Source organism: Bradyrhizobium jicamae (assembly GCF_001440395.1).
Taxonomy (GTDB): domain Bacteria; phylum Pseudomonadota; class Alphaproteobacteria; order Rhizobiales; family Xanthobacteraceae; genus Bradyrhizobium; species Bradyrhizobium jicamae.
In genome coordinates, this window is sequence record NZ_LLXZ01000105.1 from 51,644 (window position 1) to 68,093 (window position 16,450).

Sequence of the window (16,450 nt, forward strand, 5' to 3'; positions counted from 1 at the left end):
TTTGTCCGGTTAGTACCCAGACCGGCGGGCTACGAGCCCGAAATTCAGGTTCGGGCCCAGGTTCAGGTTCAAGTCCGGGGTTTCCGGGCACGGTCCATATCGAGCGGAGCTGAGCTTGGTTCGGTTCGAAAATGTCGGTTTGCGCTACGGGCTCGGCCCGGAGATTTTGCGCGACCTCTCCTTCATGGTTCCGGCCCATTCCTTCCAGTTTCTCACCGGGCCCTCGGGTGCCGGCAAGACGTCGCTGCTGCGGCTGTTGTTCCTGTCGCTGCGGCCGACGCGCGGCCTTGTCAACCTGTTCGGCGAGGACGTCTCGCTGCTCGGCAAGGATCAGGTTGCGAACATGCGCCAGAAGATCGGCATCGTGCTGCAGGATTTTCGCCTGCTCGACCACATGACGACCTATGAAAACGTGGCACTGCCGTTCCGCGTGATGGGCCGCGACGAATCCAGCTATCGCCGCGAGGTGATCGACCTGTTGCGCTGGGTTGGCCTCGGCGAGCGGATGGATGCGCTGCCGCCGATCCTGTCGGGCGGCGAGAAGCAACGCGCCGCGATCGCGCGCGCGGTGATCTCGCGGCCGCAATTGCTGCTGGCGGACGAGCCGACCGGCAGCGTCGACCCGACGCTCGGCCGGCGCCTGTTGCGGCTGTTCATCGAATTGAACCGGCTGGGTACCGCAGTGATCATCGCGACCCACGACATCACGCTGATGGATCAGTACGAGGCGCGGCGACTGGTGCTGCATCAGGGACGGCTGCACATCTATGAGTAGGGTCGGCGACGAGCATGGACCGCTGGTGGACCTCGGCAACGAGCGCCCGCAGGTGCCGGCGCAGGCGCGCAACATGTCGCCGATCGTGCCGCGGGCCTCGATCTCCGGCCGCGCACTGGTCGCTGTCGTTGCCATCATGACCTTCCTCGCCTCCATCACTACTGGCACCGTGTTTCTGATCAGCGCATCGGCGGCGGAATGGCAGTCGGAAGTCGCCAGCGAAATCACCGTTCAGGTGCGCCCCTCGGCCGGCCGTGATCTCGATCGCGACGTGACCGCGGCGGCGGAGGCGATGCGGGCGCAACCCGGCATCGTCCAGGTCAAGCCGTTCAGCAAGGACGAATCGGCAAAGTTGCTCGAGCCCTGGCTCGGCAGCGGGCTGTCGATCGAGCAGTTGCCGGTGCCGCGCGTCGTCGTCGCGCGCGTGCAGCCCGGCACCACGCTCGACCTCGCGGGCCTGCGCAAGGCGGTGATGCAGGTGGCGCCGTCGGCGAGCGTCGACGATCACCGCGCCTGGATCGAGCGCATGCGCTCGATGACCGGAGCGACCGTGTTTGCCGGCATCGGAATTCTCGCGCTGGTGATCGTGGCGACGATCATCTCGGTGTCGTTCGCGACTCGCGGCGCGATGGCGGCTAACCGCCCGATCGTCGAAGTGCTGCACTTCGTCGGCGCCGGCGACCGCTACATCGCCAACCACTTCCTGCGGCATTTCCTCAGGCTCGGGCTGGAGGGCGGGGTAATCGGCGGCGGCGCCGCGATGCTGGGTTTCGGCTTCTCCGAATCGATCGCGAGCTGGTTTTCGGGTACCCCCGTCGGCGATCAGTTCGCAGCGCTGCTGGGGACGTTTTCGCTGCCGCCCTCGGGCTATCTGGCGCTCGCGGTGCAGGCCGTGGCGATTGCCGCCATCACCGCCTGGGCCTCGCGGCGAACGCTGTTTGCCACGCTGGACGATATCGATTGACGCGACCAATGACGGTTTGGAGTGAAACAGGTCACGGACTTGTCCCGGGAGCGGGACTCCACTTCGCGTGAAAACGTTCTAGAATTGTAAACGGGAAGAGGACCGTCGGACTACATGGATTTGCAGCACGCCGATAGCACGCCGAGGGACGCGCGACCGCGCGGGTTGCTGCGCGCGATTATCGTCGGCTCGATGGCGATCCTGTTTGTCGGCGCGGCCGTGGGCTTCATAGCCTTTCTCTCGCAATTGCGCGGCGTCGAAATCAAACCGGCGCGCTCCGCCGACGGGATCGTGGTGTTCACCGGCGGCTCGTCGCGGGTGTCGGATGCGATGGAATTGCTGGCTGGCGGCTACGGCAAGCGGCTGTTGATTTCGGGCGTGCATCCGACCAACGCCGTCAGCGACATTTCGCGCTCGCTGCCTGACAACCAGTCGCTGCTCGGCTGCTGCGTCGATCTCGACCGTTCCGCCATCAACACGCGCAGCAATGCCGCGGAGACGCGGCGCTGGGCCCGCGAGCGCGGCTTCAAGTCGCTGATCGTCGTGACCTCGAACTACCATATGCCGCGCGCGATCCTGGAACTGTCGCATGCGATGCCGGACGTGACGCTGATTCCATTTGCAGTGATCGGCGACAGATGGCGCGACGAGCCGTGGTGGACCAGCGGCGCGACGCTGCGGCTGTTGCTGTCGGAATATGCGAAATACGTCGCCGCCGAGGTGCGCGTGCGGTTCGCCGGCGTCGGCCTCGAACTGATGTCCGACCCCTCCGATCAGCCTGCGCCGGCGCCGCGCCGGCCGGCGACGGCGCAAGCCAACTGAGCGGATTTCACGCTTGCTAGAGGTTCTGCACCGGAGCGGGCAACGGATGCTGGTTGTGCAGCATCGCCGCGAGCCGGTGCAGTTGGGAATCGCGAAAGCCTTCCGCCTCGATCGCCTTCACGGTGGCCAGAACATAGTCGCGGTTGACGCCGGACTGGCCGTGTCCCTGCAGCACGTGGCGTAACTGTTCCGTCAGCGACAGCCTCCCGGCATATTGCACATGGCCGCGATCGACCACGTAGACCAGCGCGCTGACGCGCTCGCGTGCCGCGTTCTCCAGCCATACCGACCGTTTCACCTCGCGATAGACCGAGGTAACCTGCTCGCGTTCGCGCAAATAGGCGATGGTCGCGGCGCTGTGCTTTTCCGCGACCCGGAACGCGATGCCGCGGCAGGCGCCGCCGCGGTCGAGCCCGAGCACGAGACCCGGCTTTTCCGGCGTGCCGCGATGGACGAAGGAATAGACGCAGAGCGCGCGGTGTTCCCCGATCAGCCGCGCCGGCACCCGTTCGATGAAGTCGAAGCCCGGGCGCCACATCAGGGAGCCGTAACCGAACACCCAGAGGTCGCCTGTCGAGAATTCCGTATCGTTGAGTGTGATCGCGGACATGCCCTCGCACCGCTACCAGAACGGACCGGCAAAGCGAAGTGATTTCAATGCCTTTTGTTGTGGGAAGCGGATGCTTACATTCGCCCCAATTGCTAGCCAAAGGACGCCGCATGCCTGACATGACCCCCGCGCCGCGCCGGCGCCCGCTGTGGCGCCTCTTCGCCGCGCCTGCATTGCTCCTTGTCGTCGCCGCGGCGTGGAGTGCGTTCTGGTTCTATGCCGCTTCCGAAGTCGGTGTTCGCGCGGATGCGTGGGCCGCGCAGGAGGCAAAGGCGGGACGGGTCTATGCCTGCGGCAAGCGCTCGGTGGCCGGCTTCCCGTTCCGTTTCGAAGTCCGCTGTGACGACGCCAGCGTTTCGCTGGTCTCGCAGACCGCCGGTGCGCAGGTGCCGTTCACCGCACGGCTCGGCGAAATCCTGGTGATCGCGCAGATCTATCAGCCGAAACTCCTGATTGCCGAGTTCAAGTCACCGGCGACGCTGTCCGATCGAGGCCAGCCGCCGTCGATGCAGGTGAACTGGACCACCGGTCGCAGCAGCGTGTCGGGACTGCCTGATATCCCGCAGCGCGCGTCCATCGCGTTCGACAAGCCGTCGATCGAACGCGTCAACGGACCGGTGCGAACGCCGCTTGCGCGCGCCGGTCATGTCGAGCTGCACGGCCGCCTTGCCGATGGCTCGACCAGGGATAAGCCCGTGATCGAAGCGGTATTGCAGATATCCGGCGGCAACGTGCAGGAAGTGCACCCGATACTCGCGGCGCCGTTCGACGCCGACATCCAGACCAAGCTCACCGGCTTGAATGATTTTACGCCAAAGCCGTGGCCCGAACGGTTCAGGGAGTTGCAGGCGGCGGGCGGCCATATCGAAATCGTGCGCTCGCGGATTCAGCAGGGCGATCTGATCTCGGTCGCCGCCGGGACGTTGAGCCTCAATGCCCAGGGGCGGATCGACGGCGAATTGCAGATGACGGTGACGGGGATAGAGCGCGTGATCCCGGCGCTCGGCATCGAGAAGATGCTGGAAGAGGGCGTGCCGCAGGCGACCCTCGATCGCGTCGCGCCTGGCGTCAAGACGCAGGATCTCAACAATCTATTCGGCGCGCTCGACAGGGCGATCCCTGGCCTTGGCAAGGTCGTCAAGCAGAACGCCAACGCAGGCGTCGCCGCCGGCATCAACGCGCTCGGCAAGGAGACGGAGCTGGAGGGCAAGAAGGCGCGCGCCTTCCCGCTGCGCTTCGTCGACGGCGCGGTGTTTCTCGGGCCGTTCAAGGTAGGGCAGGTGCCGCCGCTGTTTTAGGGGCGCGTACTGTTAAATCCGATTTTGTATCGTAGCTTGCTGAATGTCCGCTTCGCGCCGCAAGCGACTGAAGGGCGCCGGTGGCTTATCCACTCGCACCTTACGGCATTTCAAACTCTTTAGCATAGTTGCTGAGCAACGCATTACAGATCGATAATCGTCCTTGCGGGGATTGCTTCTGGTGACTTAGGCACATTCCCCAGGATCACGAGACGTTGCAGCCAAGTCAGCTCGCGCTCAGGCGTCTTGGGAATTTCGACATAGTCGATCACAAGTTGGTCGTTTTCCTTCTCGATCCGGAAGTAATTCAGGCGATACGAAGGATAGTAGACCGAGGGCAACAAGCCAAAGCGCACCGGAACACGGGACAATAGCTTCAGCCACGTACCGGTATTGATGACGACTTGACCGGCGGGACCCAGTCGCCGCAGGAACGCCGAATGCGTGTGTCCAAAAATGAACACCGCTACCTTGTCATCCTCCTGGAAAACCTCCTGAGCCCCTTTGAGGTAGGGCGCTTCCGAATCGAGATTCGGGGTCACTCCGTGGCTCGTCCGTAGACGAAAGCGATGCAACGTTCGCATGAGGTCACGTTCGACGACCAACGCGGGGATACCGAACAAAATCAAAAAGACGGAATTGATCGCGATCACGACCTGAAGGACGTTGTCGATGATCCCCAGCCTGCTCATCAGCGGGTTGTGAAATATGATATTGTAATCGAAGATGCCCGCGACACGAAGGATTTCCCCGATGATCGCGATCATCGTGACGCCAGCCAGCAGCAGGAAGGGCAGCAGCACCCAGCGTAGCACCGTACTCATCTCGCGGTAGAAGTAGTTCGACAGCATCCACTCGGGAATCTGCATCGTGCCCACGGAACGGATGTCCTTGAGCCAGTCTCCCCGGCCGAAGTCCGAATGCCGGCTGGCTCCGCTGACGAAGGTTTCCGTGATGAAGTAGCCCACCGGAAGAGCGTAAGCGTTGCCATATTCGGGGAAGCTATTGAACTGATCGCGCTGCTGTCCGTGTTCGATCCATATCCTCTTGTCGCCCACCGGGCGGATCAGGACCAGGCTCGGGTCCAGATGGATGTTGTATGCCTGCAGTTTCTCCACAAAGGTCGGATCGCAAGCGAGATCATAGTCGTGATTCCCGACCATCATGGTCACCTTGATGCGCGCTCCGGTAGCCCTGAGTTGGTCGAAAATCGCCTGGTGCGCCCGTATGATGTGCGCAAGCCTTTCAACCCCGCGCACAAGCGTGAGCTCCCAGAAGCCAAACGTGTCGCCCACGATCAGAAGCTCAGTGTCGGGGCCTTCTTTTTCCAACTCCTTCAGGAATTTGATGAACTCGGCGGCGTAATCGCAATGCTGCAATTGACCGTCGCCACCCATGTGCAGGTCACTGACAAAATAATACTTCTGTGCCAAAGTATGATCTCCCTGCCAGACCGGTCGAAAATATCCGACCGAGGGTCATACACGTGCGCAGCATATCGCCCAGGCCGGCTTGATGTAAGCATGAACCATGAACCTCACTCGGCCCGTCGCATTCTGGATTGCGGTATTGGCGGCGGTCGTCGTCGCCGTCGTTCTCTTGCGCGAAGTCCTGCTGCCTTTCGTCGCCGGGATGCTACTGGCGTATCTACTTGATCCTCTGGCCACCCGGCTGGAACGGCTCGGGATGAACCGCCTCGTTGCGACGCTAACCATCGTCGGGTTGTTCGTTGTCGGCGTGACCACGCTTATCATTCTGACCGCCCCGGTCGTTGTCGGTGAGCTTGCCTACTTCATCGATAATTTTCCGCTCTACATCAAAACGGTGCGGGGGTTCGCGACCGATCCAGATCGGCCGTGGCTGAGCAAGCTTGTGGGGGAAGGCCTGGCCTACGCCGAGCAGTCGGTCGGGGAATTAACCGCAATGGCGACTGCCGGGTTCAAAGATTTTCTGCGCTCGGTTTGGACCGGAGGCCGGGCGCTGATCTCGGCCTTCTCCCTCCTGGTGGTGACCCCGATCGTTGCCTGCTATCTCATCTATGATTGGAAGAAGATGGTGGCGGTTATCGACAACTGGATACCGCCTGCGCAGCGCGATACCGTCCGGGCCCTTGCTCGCGAGATCGACGACACGATCGGCGGCTTTTTGATCGGTCAAGGCACGCTCTGCCTGATCCTCGCGGTATTCTACGCGGCAGCGCTGTCCGTGCTCGGGCTCAAGCATGGGATCCTGATCGGCATTGCGGCAGGACTGATAAGCTTCGTGCCGTATCTCGGCTCCCTTAGCGGGCTCGTCACATCGACGTGCGTTGCGATTGCACAGTTCTGGCCGCATTGGGCCATCATCTGGATCGTCCCGGCGATCTTCTTCGTCGGCCAGACGCTGTCAGACTATTTGCTGTCGCCCTATTTCGTTGGCCGGCGCGTCAACTTGAACCCGGTCTGGATCATGTTTGCGCTGTTCGCATTCGGCTACCTGTTCGGGTTCGTCGGCCTTTTAATTGCCGTGCCGCTCGCGTCCGCTATCGGCGTGCTGACGCGCTTCGCGTTACAACGATATTACGAAAGCTTCTTTTATACGGCCACCCCGAGGGCAACTACGACAGATGCGGTTAGATTGACGCATTGCGACAAGAAGATGGATTGATTATCGCACCGCCTCGGTCATTTCCGGACCTCGACGCGCCCAAGCACGAGGTCGGCTTTGCCCCTAACAACGGGCATCGTCGGGCGTCGTCAGACTTGAATCGCTTCGACTTCAGGGCGGGCGGGCAATACTTCCCGCTCACGACGTCCGACGAACGGCCATAGAACCGGTAGGTGATGACGTATTTCTTGCCTTCCGGATCGCCGAAGCGTGATCGTCTGAGAAGACTGTGGCGGGAATGTCCTTGTCGCAATGCCGCTCTTGCTCTCTGACGGCCGACGCGATGGGTCGCTAATGAGGAGAAGCAAGATGACCAGAATTTCGTTTTTGGCGCTGCCGTGGCCTTGTCCGCACTGTTCGCGTCGCACGCGTCGGCACAGCATATGATCGACGAACCGGAAATGTATGCGTTCTACCATCCAAATGGCGATCTCGGAATCGGATCGGTACGATCGCCGGTTGACGCCCAGGCGATGACGCCACGGCTCGTGATGCGACAATCGATCACGAGGCACAAGCCGTCGCACAAGTAGCGGCCATGATCGGTTCAAGGCAGTCGATCGCGGGATGGGCGGCTTCGTGCGCCTGTCCCGCGCCTTCTCACTCGCCCTTCTTCTCCAGCGGCGGATGCGGACGGCCGAAATCGGGCGCCGCCGAGTCCTGGCCGATCTCGACGATGCCGCGGCGGATGGCGCGGGTGCGAGTGAAGTGCTCGAACAGCGCCTCGCCGTCATTGCGGCGGATCGCACGCGTGAGTTTGGACAGATCCTCGTTGAAGGTGCCGAGCATTTCCAGCACGGCTTCCTTGTTGTTGAGGAACACATCGCGCCACATCGTCGGGTCCGATGCTGCGATGCGGGTGAAATCGCGAAAACCGCCGGCGGAGAACTTGATCACTTCCGACGACGTCACCTGCGCCAGCTCGTCCGCCGTGCCGACGATGGTGTAGGCGATCAGATGCGGCAGATGGCTGGTGATCGCCAGCACCAGGTCGTGATGATCAGGCGTCATGATCTCGACCCTGGCGCCCATGCCGGCCCAGAACGCGCGCAGCGTTTCGACCGCCACGGGGTCGGCGCCGTCGGGCGGGGTCAGAATGCACCAGCGGTTGATGAAGAGTTCGGCGAAGCCGGAGTCGGGCCCCGAATGTTCGGTGCCCGCGACCGGATGCGCCGGCACGAAATGAACGTTGCCCGGCAGGTGCGGCGCCATTTCGCGAACGATGGCGCCCTTGACCGATCCGACGTCGGAAACGATCGCGCCAGCCTTCAGGTGTGGCGCGATCTCCTGCGCGACCGCGCCGCAGGCGCCGACGGGAATGCAGAGGATCACGAGGTCGGCGTCGCTGACGGCCTCCGCGTTGGTCTCCAGCACGCGATCGACGATGTTGAGTTCGCTGACCCGCGCGCGGGTTTTTTCCGAGCGCGCGGTGGTGACGATTTCGCTGGCAAGCCCCTGGGCCCGCACGGCGCGCGCGATCGAGCCGCCGATCAGGCCGAAGCCGATCAGCGCGACGCGTCGGAAGATTGGTGCCGCGCTCACTTGGCTGCCATGAAGTCGCGCAAGCCATCGACGACGAGGCGGTTGGCCTCCTCGGTGCCGATGGTCATGCGCAGGGAATGCGGCAGGCCGTAATTGTTCAGCGCCCGCAACACCAGGCCGCGCTTGGTGAGGAACGCGTCCGCTTCCGCCGATGTCTTGCCCTTGTCCGTCGGAAAGTGGATCAACACGAAGTTCGCCACGCTCGGCGTCACCTTCAGGCCGAGCTTGCCGATCTCTTCCGTCAGCCAGTTGCGCCACTTTTCGGTGAACGCCTTCGACATCTGGACATGCGCGGTGTCCTCGATCGCGGCCACCGCCGCCAGCATCGCCGGCGTCGAGACGTTGAAGGGCCCGCGGATGCGGTTGACGGCATCGACGATGTTGGCCGGGCCGAACATCCAGCCGATCCGCAACGCCGCCAGCCCGTGAATCTTGGAGAAGGTGTGCGTCATCACGGTGTTTTCGGTGGTCGCCACCAGTTCCAGGCCGAGCTCGTAATCGTTGCGCGACACGTAGTCGGCGTACGCAGCATCGAGCACCAGCAGCACATGCGGCGGCAGGCCGGCACGCAGCCGCTTGACCTCGTCGAACGGCAGATAGGTCCCGGTCGGGTTGTTCGGGTTGGCGAGCCACACCAGCTTGGTCTTCGGCGTCACGCGCGCGAGAATGGCGTCGACATCGGCGGTGAAATTGGTCTCGGGCGCGACGACGTTCCTGGCGCCGTTCGCCATCGTGGCGATCGGGTAGACCAGAAAGCCGTGGGCGGTGGAGATCGCTTCATCGCCATGGCTGAGATAGGTGTGCGCCAGAAGGTTGAGGATTTCGTCCGAGCCGGCGCTGCAGATGATGCGGTTGGGATCGAGCCCATAGGCGCGGCCGATCGCCTCGCGCAGCACCCTTGAGGTTCCTTCCGGATAGTCTTCCAGATGTCCGGCAGCGTCCTTATAGACGGCCATCGCCTTCGGCGACGGCCCGAACGGGGTCTCGTTGGCCGACAGCTTGAACACCTTGCGGCCCGGCTCCGGCACCGGCGTCTTGCCGGGCGTGTAGGGCGCAATATCGAGAATGCCGGGATTCGGCACGGGGCGGTTCATCTTCAACTCCGGAATTTCAGGCGGCGTTCAAGGCTTCGCCGACCCGTTCGGGGGCACCGTATAGCGCGTTGCGTGGCTGCCGACGAGGGCCGAAGAGCGCACCGAGGCCCCGGCCTGGATCAGGGCCGCCTTGATCTTCTCGAAGCCGGTGCCGGCATCCGAGACCAGAAGCGCCGCGCCGTCGAAGGCGGTGTCCGGCACGGCGACGATTTCGGCGAGCGGGGCAAGGGCGCGGGCGATATCGGCATTCCAGCCAGCGACGCGGACGCTCCACATCTGCACTTCCGTCACCATGGCATCGTCGGCCACCCGCGAGATCACGAACACGGGCAGCGCCGCCGGATGATCGGCGCGCTCCAGGAACGGCAGCCGGGCGATGATCTTCGGCGCGCCATCGGCTTCCAGCGCATTCCACCACGGCGTACGGCTCGACACCGCCGAGACCAGCGCCAGATCGCCCTTCGATTTCGCCACCGCCTCGACGGCGGCCTGCGCGCTGAAATGGCCGACATAAGGCACCACGAAGCCGAAATGAAACCGCGCCGAATCCCGCATCGCGGGCTCGCCGAGCGAGACGTCCGCATGCACCGAGAACGGCGCCTGGACATAGGTGAAGGTCGAGATGATGACGCGCCAGATGCTCTCGATGGTGTCGAGTGGCAGGATGCCGCGATGGCGCCGCACGAGCTCGCGCATCATGCTGGCCTCGCGCGCCGGGCGGAATGCCGAGCCGACCTCCTGGGTCTGCTTCACCTGGATCAGCCGGTCGATGATGTCGCCGCGCGCCATCAGGAGGCGATGGACCTGCTCGTCAATCGCGTCGATCTCCTTGCGCAATTCCTGCAAAGAGGGCGGAGCCGGGGGAGCTTTGGACATGTCAGAACCTTCAGCGCCGGATCGATCCGAAATCACCGGCAATCATGGCCATTGATTAGAAAAGACGGCCGCTGAAAGCAAAGAGAAACGGCTGCGCCGGCATGGCAGCTACCCGGTTAACCATGGGCCTGCCTTGACGAAAGGGCCGCTTCGGACTAGTTTTAGGCCATTCCGTGGTCATTTGAGCCGGCCGGCTTGCAGCCACGTTAAACAACTCGCTAAACAGGCCGGGGACAGAAGTGATCCCGGCCGAACCTTTCGTTCAGGCCGGGTTTTTTATGGCCTGACTTCTGTCTGGAGCCTCCGCAAGGAGGTCGGTCGTCGATGACAAATTTGCAGTCGGTATCCAGTCCGTCGATTCACAGCGAGGATCGCGCCCACGAGGCCGATCATCCGACCTCGACGGTGGCGAAGTTCGGCGTCGAGCAGCCCTTGAAGCTCGACTGCGGCATTGACCTCGCGCCGTTCCAGATCGCCTATCAGACCTATGGCGAGCTGAACGCCGACCGCTCCAACGCCATCCTGATCTGCCACGCGCTGACGCTGGATCAGCATGTCGCCAATGTGCATCCGCTGACCGGCAAGGCCGGCTGGTGGGAAATCATGGTGGGCCCCGGCCGTCCGCTCGATACCGAAAAATACTTCATCATCTGTTCGAACGTGATCGGCGGTTGCATGGGATCGACCGGTCCGGCCTCGACCAATCCGGCGACCGGCAAGGCCTGGGGGCTGGATTTTCCGCTCATCACCATTCCCGACATGGTCCGCGCGCAGGCCATGCTGCTGGATCGGCTGGGCATCGAGACATTGCTCTGCGTGATCGGCGGCTCGATGGGCGGCATGCAGGTGCTGCAATGGACCGCCGCCTATCCGGAGCGGGTGTTTTCGGCGCTGCCGGTGGCGTGCTCGACGCGCCATTCGGCGCAGAACATCGCGTTTCACGAACTCGGCCGGCAGGCCGTGATGGCCGATCCGGACTGGCATCATGGGCGCTATTTCGAACGCAACACCCATCCGCATCGCGGGCTGGCGGTGGCGCGGATGGCGGGGCACATCACCTATCTCTCCGACGCCGCGCTGCATCGCAAGTTCGGACGGCGGATGCAGGATCGCGAGCTGCCGACGTTTTCGTTCGACGCGGATTTCCAGGTCGAGAGCTATCTGCGCTATCAGGGCTCGTCCTTTGTCGAGCGCTTCGATGCCAACAGCTACCTCTACCTGACGCGCGCGATGGACTATTTCGATATCGCCGCTGACCACAACGGCGTGCTGGCGCAGGCGTTTCGCGGCATCAAGACCCGCTTCTGCGTGGTGTCGTTCACGTCAGACTGGCTGTTCCCGACATCGGAATCGCGCGCGCTGGTGCATGCGCTGAACGCCTCCAGCGCGCGGGTGTCGTTTGCCGAGATCGAGACCGATCGCGGCCATGACGCCTTCCTGCTCGACGTGCCCGAGTTCTTCGACATCGCCCGCGCCTTCCTGGAATCGGCCGGCAAGGCGCGCGGCCTCGACAAGGCGGGAGGTTGAAATGGTGTTGCAGGAACAGAGTCTTCCGCTCGGCGGCGTCGCGCCCGACCGCACCGGCAAATATCGCACCGATCATCTGCTCGTCGCCGAGATGATTGCGGCCGGCTCAAAAGTGCTCGACGTCGGCTGCGGCGACGGCGAACTCCTGCAACTGCTGGAGAGCCGCGGCATCGACGGCCGCGGTATCGAGCTGTCGCGCGAGGGCGTCAACCGCTGCGTCGCCAGGGGGCTGGCCGTGGTGCAGGGCGACGCCGACACCGATCTCGTCAACTATCCCGATGACGCCTTCGACTACGTGATCCTGTCGCAGACGCTGCAGGCGACGCGGCAGCCGAGAGTGGTGCTGGAGAATCTGTTGCGCATCGGCCGGCGCGCGATCGTGTCGTTCCCGAATTTCGGCTTCTGGAAGATGCGGCTGCAACTGCTCGTCGGCGGCCACATGCCGCGCACCGAACATCTGCCCGCCACCTGGTACGACACGCCGAACATCCATTTCTGCACCATCAAGGATTTCGTCCAGCTCTGCGACGAGATCAACGTCAAGATGGAGCGCGCCGTCGCCCTCGACCTCTACGGCCGCCCGGTGCCGCTGAACCTGCCGTGGTGGGTCTGGAACATGTTCGGCGAGCAGGGCGTGTTCTTGCTGAGCCGGGGCGGGGCGGGGAAATAGAACCCGGCCGTCATTGTAGGGTGGGCAAAGCGAAGCGTGCCAACCATTCTGTGAACTAGACGGAGATGAAGAGGGTGGGCACGCTGCGCTTTGCCCACCCTACGAATCTTGCAATGACGGCGTTACACCATCGCCTTCACCAGCGATCTCGGATCCCGCACCGGCCACCTCCCGGCCTCCACCAGCGCGATGAACCGTTCCACCATCTCGTTGAACAGCGCGGGTTCCTCGAGATTGAGCACGTGGCCCGACTTCGGAAAGAATGAAAGCCCCGCCGCCGGCAGATACTGTTTCAAAAACAGGCTCGGCCCGACGCAGTTGTCGTCCTCGTCGCCGCAGAGAATGAGCGCCGGCGTCGGCACGCGCCGGATCGCCTCCGTCATGGTGTAGATCGACGGACGTTTGCCTTGAAAGCTGCGCATGGTGTTGGCCGAGCCTTTGGCGTCGTGCCGCGCCAGCGCGGCGTAAAAATCGGCGTGGCCGCGCGGATCCTTCAGCAGAAAAGGAATCCGGCTCGGCGCCTCCCGCGTCTCCTTGGCGACTTCAGCCGATCCGATCGTCTCGTACTGCTCGGCATTGGCGACGCATTGCGCCCGGAAGGCGTCGAGGTTTTCCAGACCCGAGCCGGAGCCGACGGCGGCGAGCGTCATCGACAGCGCGCGCTCCGGCGCATTGAGGCCGACCTGCAGCGAGGAATAGGAGCCCATCGACAGGCCGACGAAATGCGCTTTGGCAATGCCGAGGTGATCGAGCACCGCGAGCGCATCGGTGTAGAAATGCTCGTAAGTGTAGACATCGGCTGATGGCGGCACGTCGGAGGGTGAATAGCCGCGCGCCGAATAGGCGATGCAGCAGTGGCCGCGCGAAAAGTAACGCATCTGCGGTTCCCAGTTGGTGTGGTCGGCCGCGAACTCGTGCAGGAAGATGATCGGCGTCCCGCTTCCCGCCTCTTCATAGTGCACACGAACGCTGTCCTTGGTGACGGCATAGGGCATTTTCGATTCCTCTCGATTTTCTTGCTTTTTCGTAACTTCGTTGCGTGACCCGTGAGCAAAATTGCAATTAATTTTCGGGGCTGCAATGGGGCGGAATCGTTTCATTTTCGCCACCGAATCAGCGCGGAATCACCCCGGAATCGTTATCCGGCCGCCACACGAAATCTTGCTCTCGTCACATCCCGCAACGCAAAACGCCGCCCGCGTTCGTTCGTAGACGAACGCAAAGGGGAAGTGGGGGTTGGTACAGAGGACTAAGTATGCGTCAGTTGTTTGCGTTTCGCCGGTCGCTTCGTTTACTCGCGCTGGCATTGTGTTCGGCTTCTATCGTCGTATTTGTCACTCCGGCTTCGGCAAAACCTGGCGCAGGGCGGCACGCCCGGACCTATCACGCCGGCCACCATGCCAAGCATCACTACGCCTATCGCCACCATCGCCATGCTCTCAGGATGTCGCGCTGGAAGCGCCAGGCCGCGCAGACGCAGGCCGGCGGCTTTTCGGGTTTCAACCCGAGCTACACGGGCACCCCTCAGATGGTCGCACCCGGCGGCTTCGGCTATGCCAACGCTGACGAGCGCAACCTCCGCACCGGCCGTCGTGGCGCCCGGCTTCGGCATGCCGAGCGCACCTCGCGCTGGGATCGCGCCGTCGCGCACATTAATGCGCGCGGACTTGCCGACGCCAACGCGAGCGTCGACGCGAACGCTAGCGTCGCTTCGAATGCAACTGTGACGCCGACCGGCGGCGCGATGGCCTCGGGCTACACCTCGTCGAACGTCGTCACCGAAGCGCGCAAATATCTCGGCGGCAACCCGACCGGACGCGGCAGCCTGTGGTGCGCGCGCTTCATGAACATGGTCCTGCAGCATTCCGGCTATCGCGGCACCGGCTCCGACATGGCGAGCTCGTTCGCGAAATACGGCCAGCGCGTTTCCGGCCCGCAGGTCGGCGCCATTGCGGTGATGACGCGCGGCCGCCGCGGCGGCCATGTCGGCATCGTCACCGGCGTCGACGCCAAGGGCAATCCGATCATGATCTCCGGCAACAACGGCAACCGCGTCCGCGAAGCCCCGGTCTCGCGCGGCCGGATCTACGCCTACGTCATGCCGACGAGCTGAGGCGAAGTGCGGCAAACCGCTTGGGTGGGCAAGGCGCGCAGGCGCCGTGCCCACCAACGCCTGTGAGCGAGGTCATTCGCTCATGGGAGCGGTTCGACCTTCGCCGCCATGTCGGGCGCGCGTGTCACCCGGTATGTCGCGTTGCTGCATTTGAGGACCCAGACGGCGCGGTCCGGCCGTGAGCGCTTTCTGTCCCTCGTGGCGCCGAGCGCCTTGTCACAGGTGAATCCCTGCGTACGAATCTGAGCCGACAGCATTGTCTGCGGCGTTTCGGCCGCAACCTGTTGCGCCCGCACCTGCGGGCTAAAAAACACGGCAGCGATAGCCAGGAGTAGCGATCCCGGTGTTTTGCGCATGACCTCAATCCTCCGAACAGACGTCCCGCTCGTCCGAGTGCTGAACTATATGGCAAGAACACCGGCGTTGTCTGCTTGGACTCTTTGGCGGTCTTCGGCCGAAATCACCTTTGACGTCCGCTAAGGGCCTGTCGGCTGAGTGGATGTGACGCGAGGCGGCAGGCGTAGGGGACCATGTCGAGAGGACCCCGCATCTCGCAGCGCTCATGCGGGCTACAGTCTCCCGCTCTCTGATCGAAAATTTGTAATCCGGCGCATGGTCGCCGCATGTGAAGTGCGCCACATCACGGAGGTTTTGTCTCGTTCGAGCGAGGATGGTCGAGGCGGGTCCTTGCGCGCCGGCCTCTCGGTTTCGTGAGGATGCTTCATGCGGAGTTCGGCATGGAACGATGGAACCGCGGCTTGAAGTCGTTCTCGCAGGTCGACGAAGACATGCTGAAACAAACCGATGGTTTAATGGCCTTAAGCCCAAAACCATGGGTGGCTGTTTGAGGCATCATTATCAACGTGAGCAGTGATGCGAATGCCGTGTGTTCCAAACTCGGGGTTTTGGCCCGCTGGAGATTTTTGATTGAGGAATATAGGTGCCGTCATGCGCGAAGATTTTGCTTCGTCCAGTTTCCTCGCCGTTATCATCGTGAGCTTGATTGTGGTTTGCACGGGCCTTGTCGCGCTTGCAAGCTGAGCCTGCGATGAAATGTCCGGCCGTGCGCCGTGCCTGGCATGAAGATGCCATCACTTGATCGGTGCGCGCGCGTTGCTGTCCGCAACATGATCCGCTGCGATGGAACTGTTTCCAAATATTTCTGGCGGCTGCGCAATCTGGAGAAGTTCTAGCAACCACCCATCGAACTCCGAAGATGCCTGCGCTAGAGCGAGGCATCAAAAATCGTACCGGCCAAGCCGGCGGACTTCGGGGTAATTGCAGGGTGACACCAACAGACTTCCATTCGCTTTCCACCAATCAACTTCAACTCCTGCGAACGATCTGCCTCGGGGCAGTCAGCGCACTCACTCTTCTCCTCCCGACTGGAACCGCACTGGCGCAGTCTTCGCTGCCGCCGGTCACCGTGGACGCGCCGCAACAGCGCGCCCGTCAGGCCGCAACCCAGCCATCCCGCCGCGCTTCGACCACGCGGGCCGCGCGCACCGCTCGC

The 16,450-nt window shown here is 63.0% G+C and carries 15 protein-coding genes and 1 riboswitch; of the genes, 8 read left to right on the forward strand and 7 right to left on the reverse strand.

What is annotated here, in order from left to right:
* Positions 1-115: 115 nt before the first annotated feature.
* From ftsE to CQ12_RS17510, 3 genes are all read left to right on the forward strand, one after another.
* Positions 116-775: a cell division ATP-binding protein FtsE gene (gene ftsE, locus CQ12_RS17500; RefSeq protein ID WP_057836544.1), complete on the forward strand. Its 660-nt coding sequence runs from the start codon at positions 116-118 to the stop codon at positions 773-775.
* A complete protein-coding gene (locus CQ12_RS17505) occupies positions 768-1,739 on the forward strand; it encodes a cell division protein FtsX (RefSeq protein ID WP_057836545.1) in 972 nt (323 codons plus the stop codon). The genes ftsE and CQ12_RS17505 overlap by 8 nt, the downstream gene beginning before the upstream one ends.
* 114 nt (positions 1,740-1,853) lie before the next feature.
* Positions 1,854-2,561 carry a YdcF family protein gene (locus CQ12_RS17510; protein ID WP_057836546.1) on the forward strand — a complete coding sequence of 236 codons (708 nt, stop codon included), beginning with the start codon at positions 1,854-1,856 and terminating at the stop codon, positions 2,559-2,561.
* Positions 2,562-2,577: 16 nt separating this feature from the next.
* On the opposite strand, the gene CQ12_RS17515 is transcribed toward CQ12_RS17510, so the two are convergent.
* Positions 2,578-3,171: a gamma-glutamylcyclotransferase gene (locus CQ12_RS17515; RefSeq protein WP_057836547.1), complete on the reverse strand. Its 594-nt coding sequence runs from the start codon at positions 3,169-3,171 to the stop codon at positions 2,578-2,580.
* Positions 3,172-3,281: 110 nt separating this feature from the next.
* Between CQ12_RS17515 and CQ12_RS17520 the strand changes: the two genes are divergently transcribed.
* The gene (locus tag CQ12_RS17520) at positions 3,282-4,469 is read left to right on the forward strand and encodes a DUF2125 domain-containing protein (RefSeq protein WP_057836548.1); all 1,188 of its coding nucleotides are present in this window, start codon (positions 3,282-3,284) and stop codon (positions 4,467-4,469) included.
* Positions 4,470-4,612: 143 nt separating this feature from the next.
* Here CQ12_RS17520 and CQ12_RS17525 read toward each other — a convergent pair whose 3' ends face one another.
* The gene (locus CQ12_RS17525; protein ID WP_083519332.1) at positions 4,613-5,902 is read right to left on the reverse strand and encodes a metallophosphoesterase; all 1,290 of its coding nucleotides are present in this window, start codon (positions 5,900-5,902) and stop codon (positions 4,613-4,615) included.
* A 97-nt stretch (positions 5,903-5,999) separates the two neighbouring features.
* On the opposite strand from CQ12_RS17525, the gene CQ12_RS17530 reads away from it, so the two are divergent.
* A complete protein-coding gene (locus CQ12_RS17530; protein WP_083519333.1) occupies positions 6,000-7,115 on the forward strand; it encodes an AI-2E family transporter in 1,116 nt (371 codons plus the stop codon).
* A 600-nt stretch (positions 7,116-7,715) separates the two neighbouring features.
* On the opposite strand, the gene CQ12_RS17540 is transcribed toward CQ12_RS17530, so the two are convergent.
* Genes CQ12_RS17540 through CQ12_RS17550 form a run of 3 tightly spaced genes read right to left on the reverse strand, consistent with a single transcriptional unit; the run spans position 7,716 to position 10,627 of the window.
* Positions 7,716-8,657: a prephenate/arogenate dehydrogenase family protein gene (locus CQ12_RS17540; protein ID WP_057836552.1), complete on the reverse strand. Its 942-nt coding sequence runs from the start codon at positions 8,655-8,657 to the stop codon at positions 7,716-7,718.
* Positions 8,654-9,751 (reverse strand): pyridoxal phosphate-dependent aminotransferase, encoded by a 1,098-nt coding sequence (locus tag CQ12_RS17545; protein ID WP_057836553.1) that lies wholly within the window; start codon positions 9,749-9,751, stop codon positions 8,654-8,656. The genes CQ12_RS17540 and CQ12_RS17545 overlap by 4 nt, the downstream gene beginning before the upstream one ends.
* A 27-nt stretch (positions 9,752-9,778) precedes the next feature.
* On the reverse strand, positions 9,779-10,627 hold the full coding sequence (locus CQ12_RS17550; protein ID WP_057836554.1) for a chorismate mutase: 849 nt from the start codon (positions 10,625-10,627) through the stop codon (positions 9,779-9,781).
* 163 nt (positions 10,628-10,790) lie between these two features.
* Positions 10,791-10,870, forward strand: a riboswitch (SAM riboswitch).
* 81 nt (positions 10,871-10,951) lie between these two features.
* Here CQ12_RS17550 and metX point away from each other — a divergent pair.
* Entirely contained in the window at positions 10,952-12,154 is a 1,203-nt protein-coding gene (gene metX, locus CQ12_RS17555; protein ID WP_057836555.1) for a homoserine O-acetyltransferase MetX, read from the forward strand.
* Between the two features lies 1 nt (position 12,155).
* The gene (gene metW, locus CQ12_RS17560) at positions 12,156-12,824 is read left to right on the forward strand and encodes a methionine biosynthesis protein MetW (RefSeq protein ID WP_057836556.1); all 669 of its coding nucleotides are present in this window, start codon (positions 12,156-12,158) and stop codon (positions 12,822-12,824) included.
* Positions 12,825-12,946: 122 nt separating this feature from the next.
* Here metW and CQ12_RS17565 read toward each other — a convergent pair whose 3' ends face one another.
* Positions 12,947-13,819 carry an alpha/beta fold hydrolase gene (locus tag CQ12_RS17565; RefSeq protein ID WP_057836557.1) on the reverse strand — a complete coding sequence of 291 codons (873 nt, stop codon included), beginning with the start codon at positions 13,817-13,819 and terminating at the stop codon, positions 12,947-12,949.
* 260 nt (positions 13,820-14,079) lie between these two features.
* Between CQ12_RS17565 and CQ12_RS17570 the strand changes: the two genes are divergently transcribed.
* A complete protein-coding gene (locus CQ12_RS17570; protein WP_057836558.1) occupies positions 14,080-14,937 on the forward strand; it encodes a TIGR02594 family protein in 858 nt (285 codons plus the stop codon).
* 80 nt (positions 14,938-15,017) lie between these two features.
* Here CQ12_RS17570 and CQ12_RS17575 read toward each other — a convergent pair whose 3' ends face one another.
* A complete protein-coding gene (locus CQ12_RS17575; RefSeq protein WP_057836559.1) occupies positions 15,018-15,293 on the reverse strand; it encodes a hypothetical protein in 276 nt (91 codons plus the stop codon).
* Positions 15,294-16,450: the final 1,157 nt, after the last annotated feature.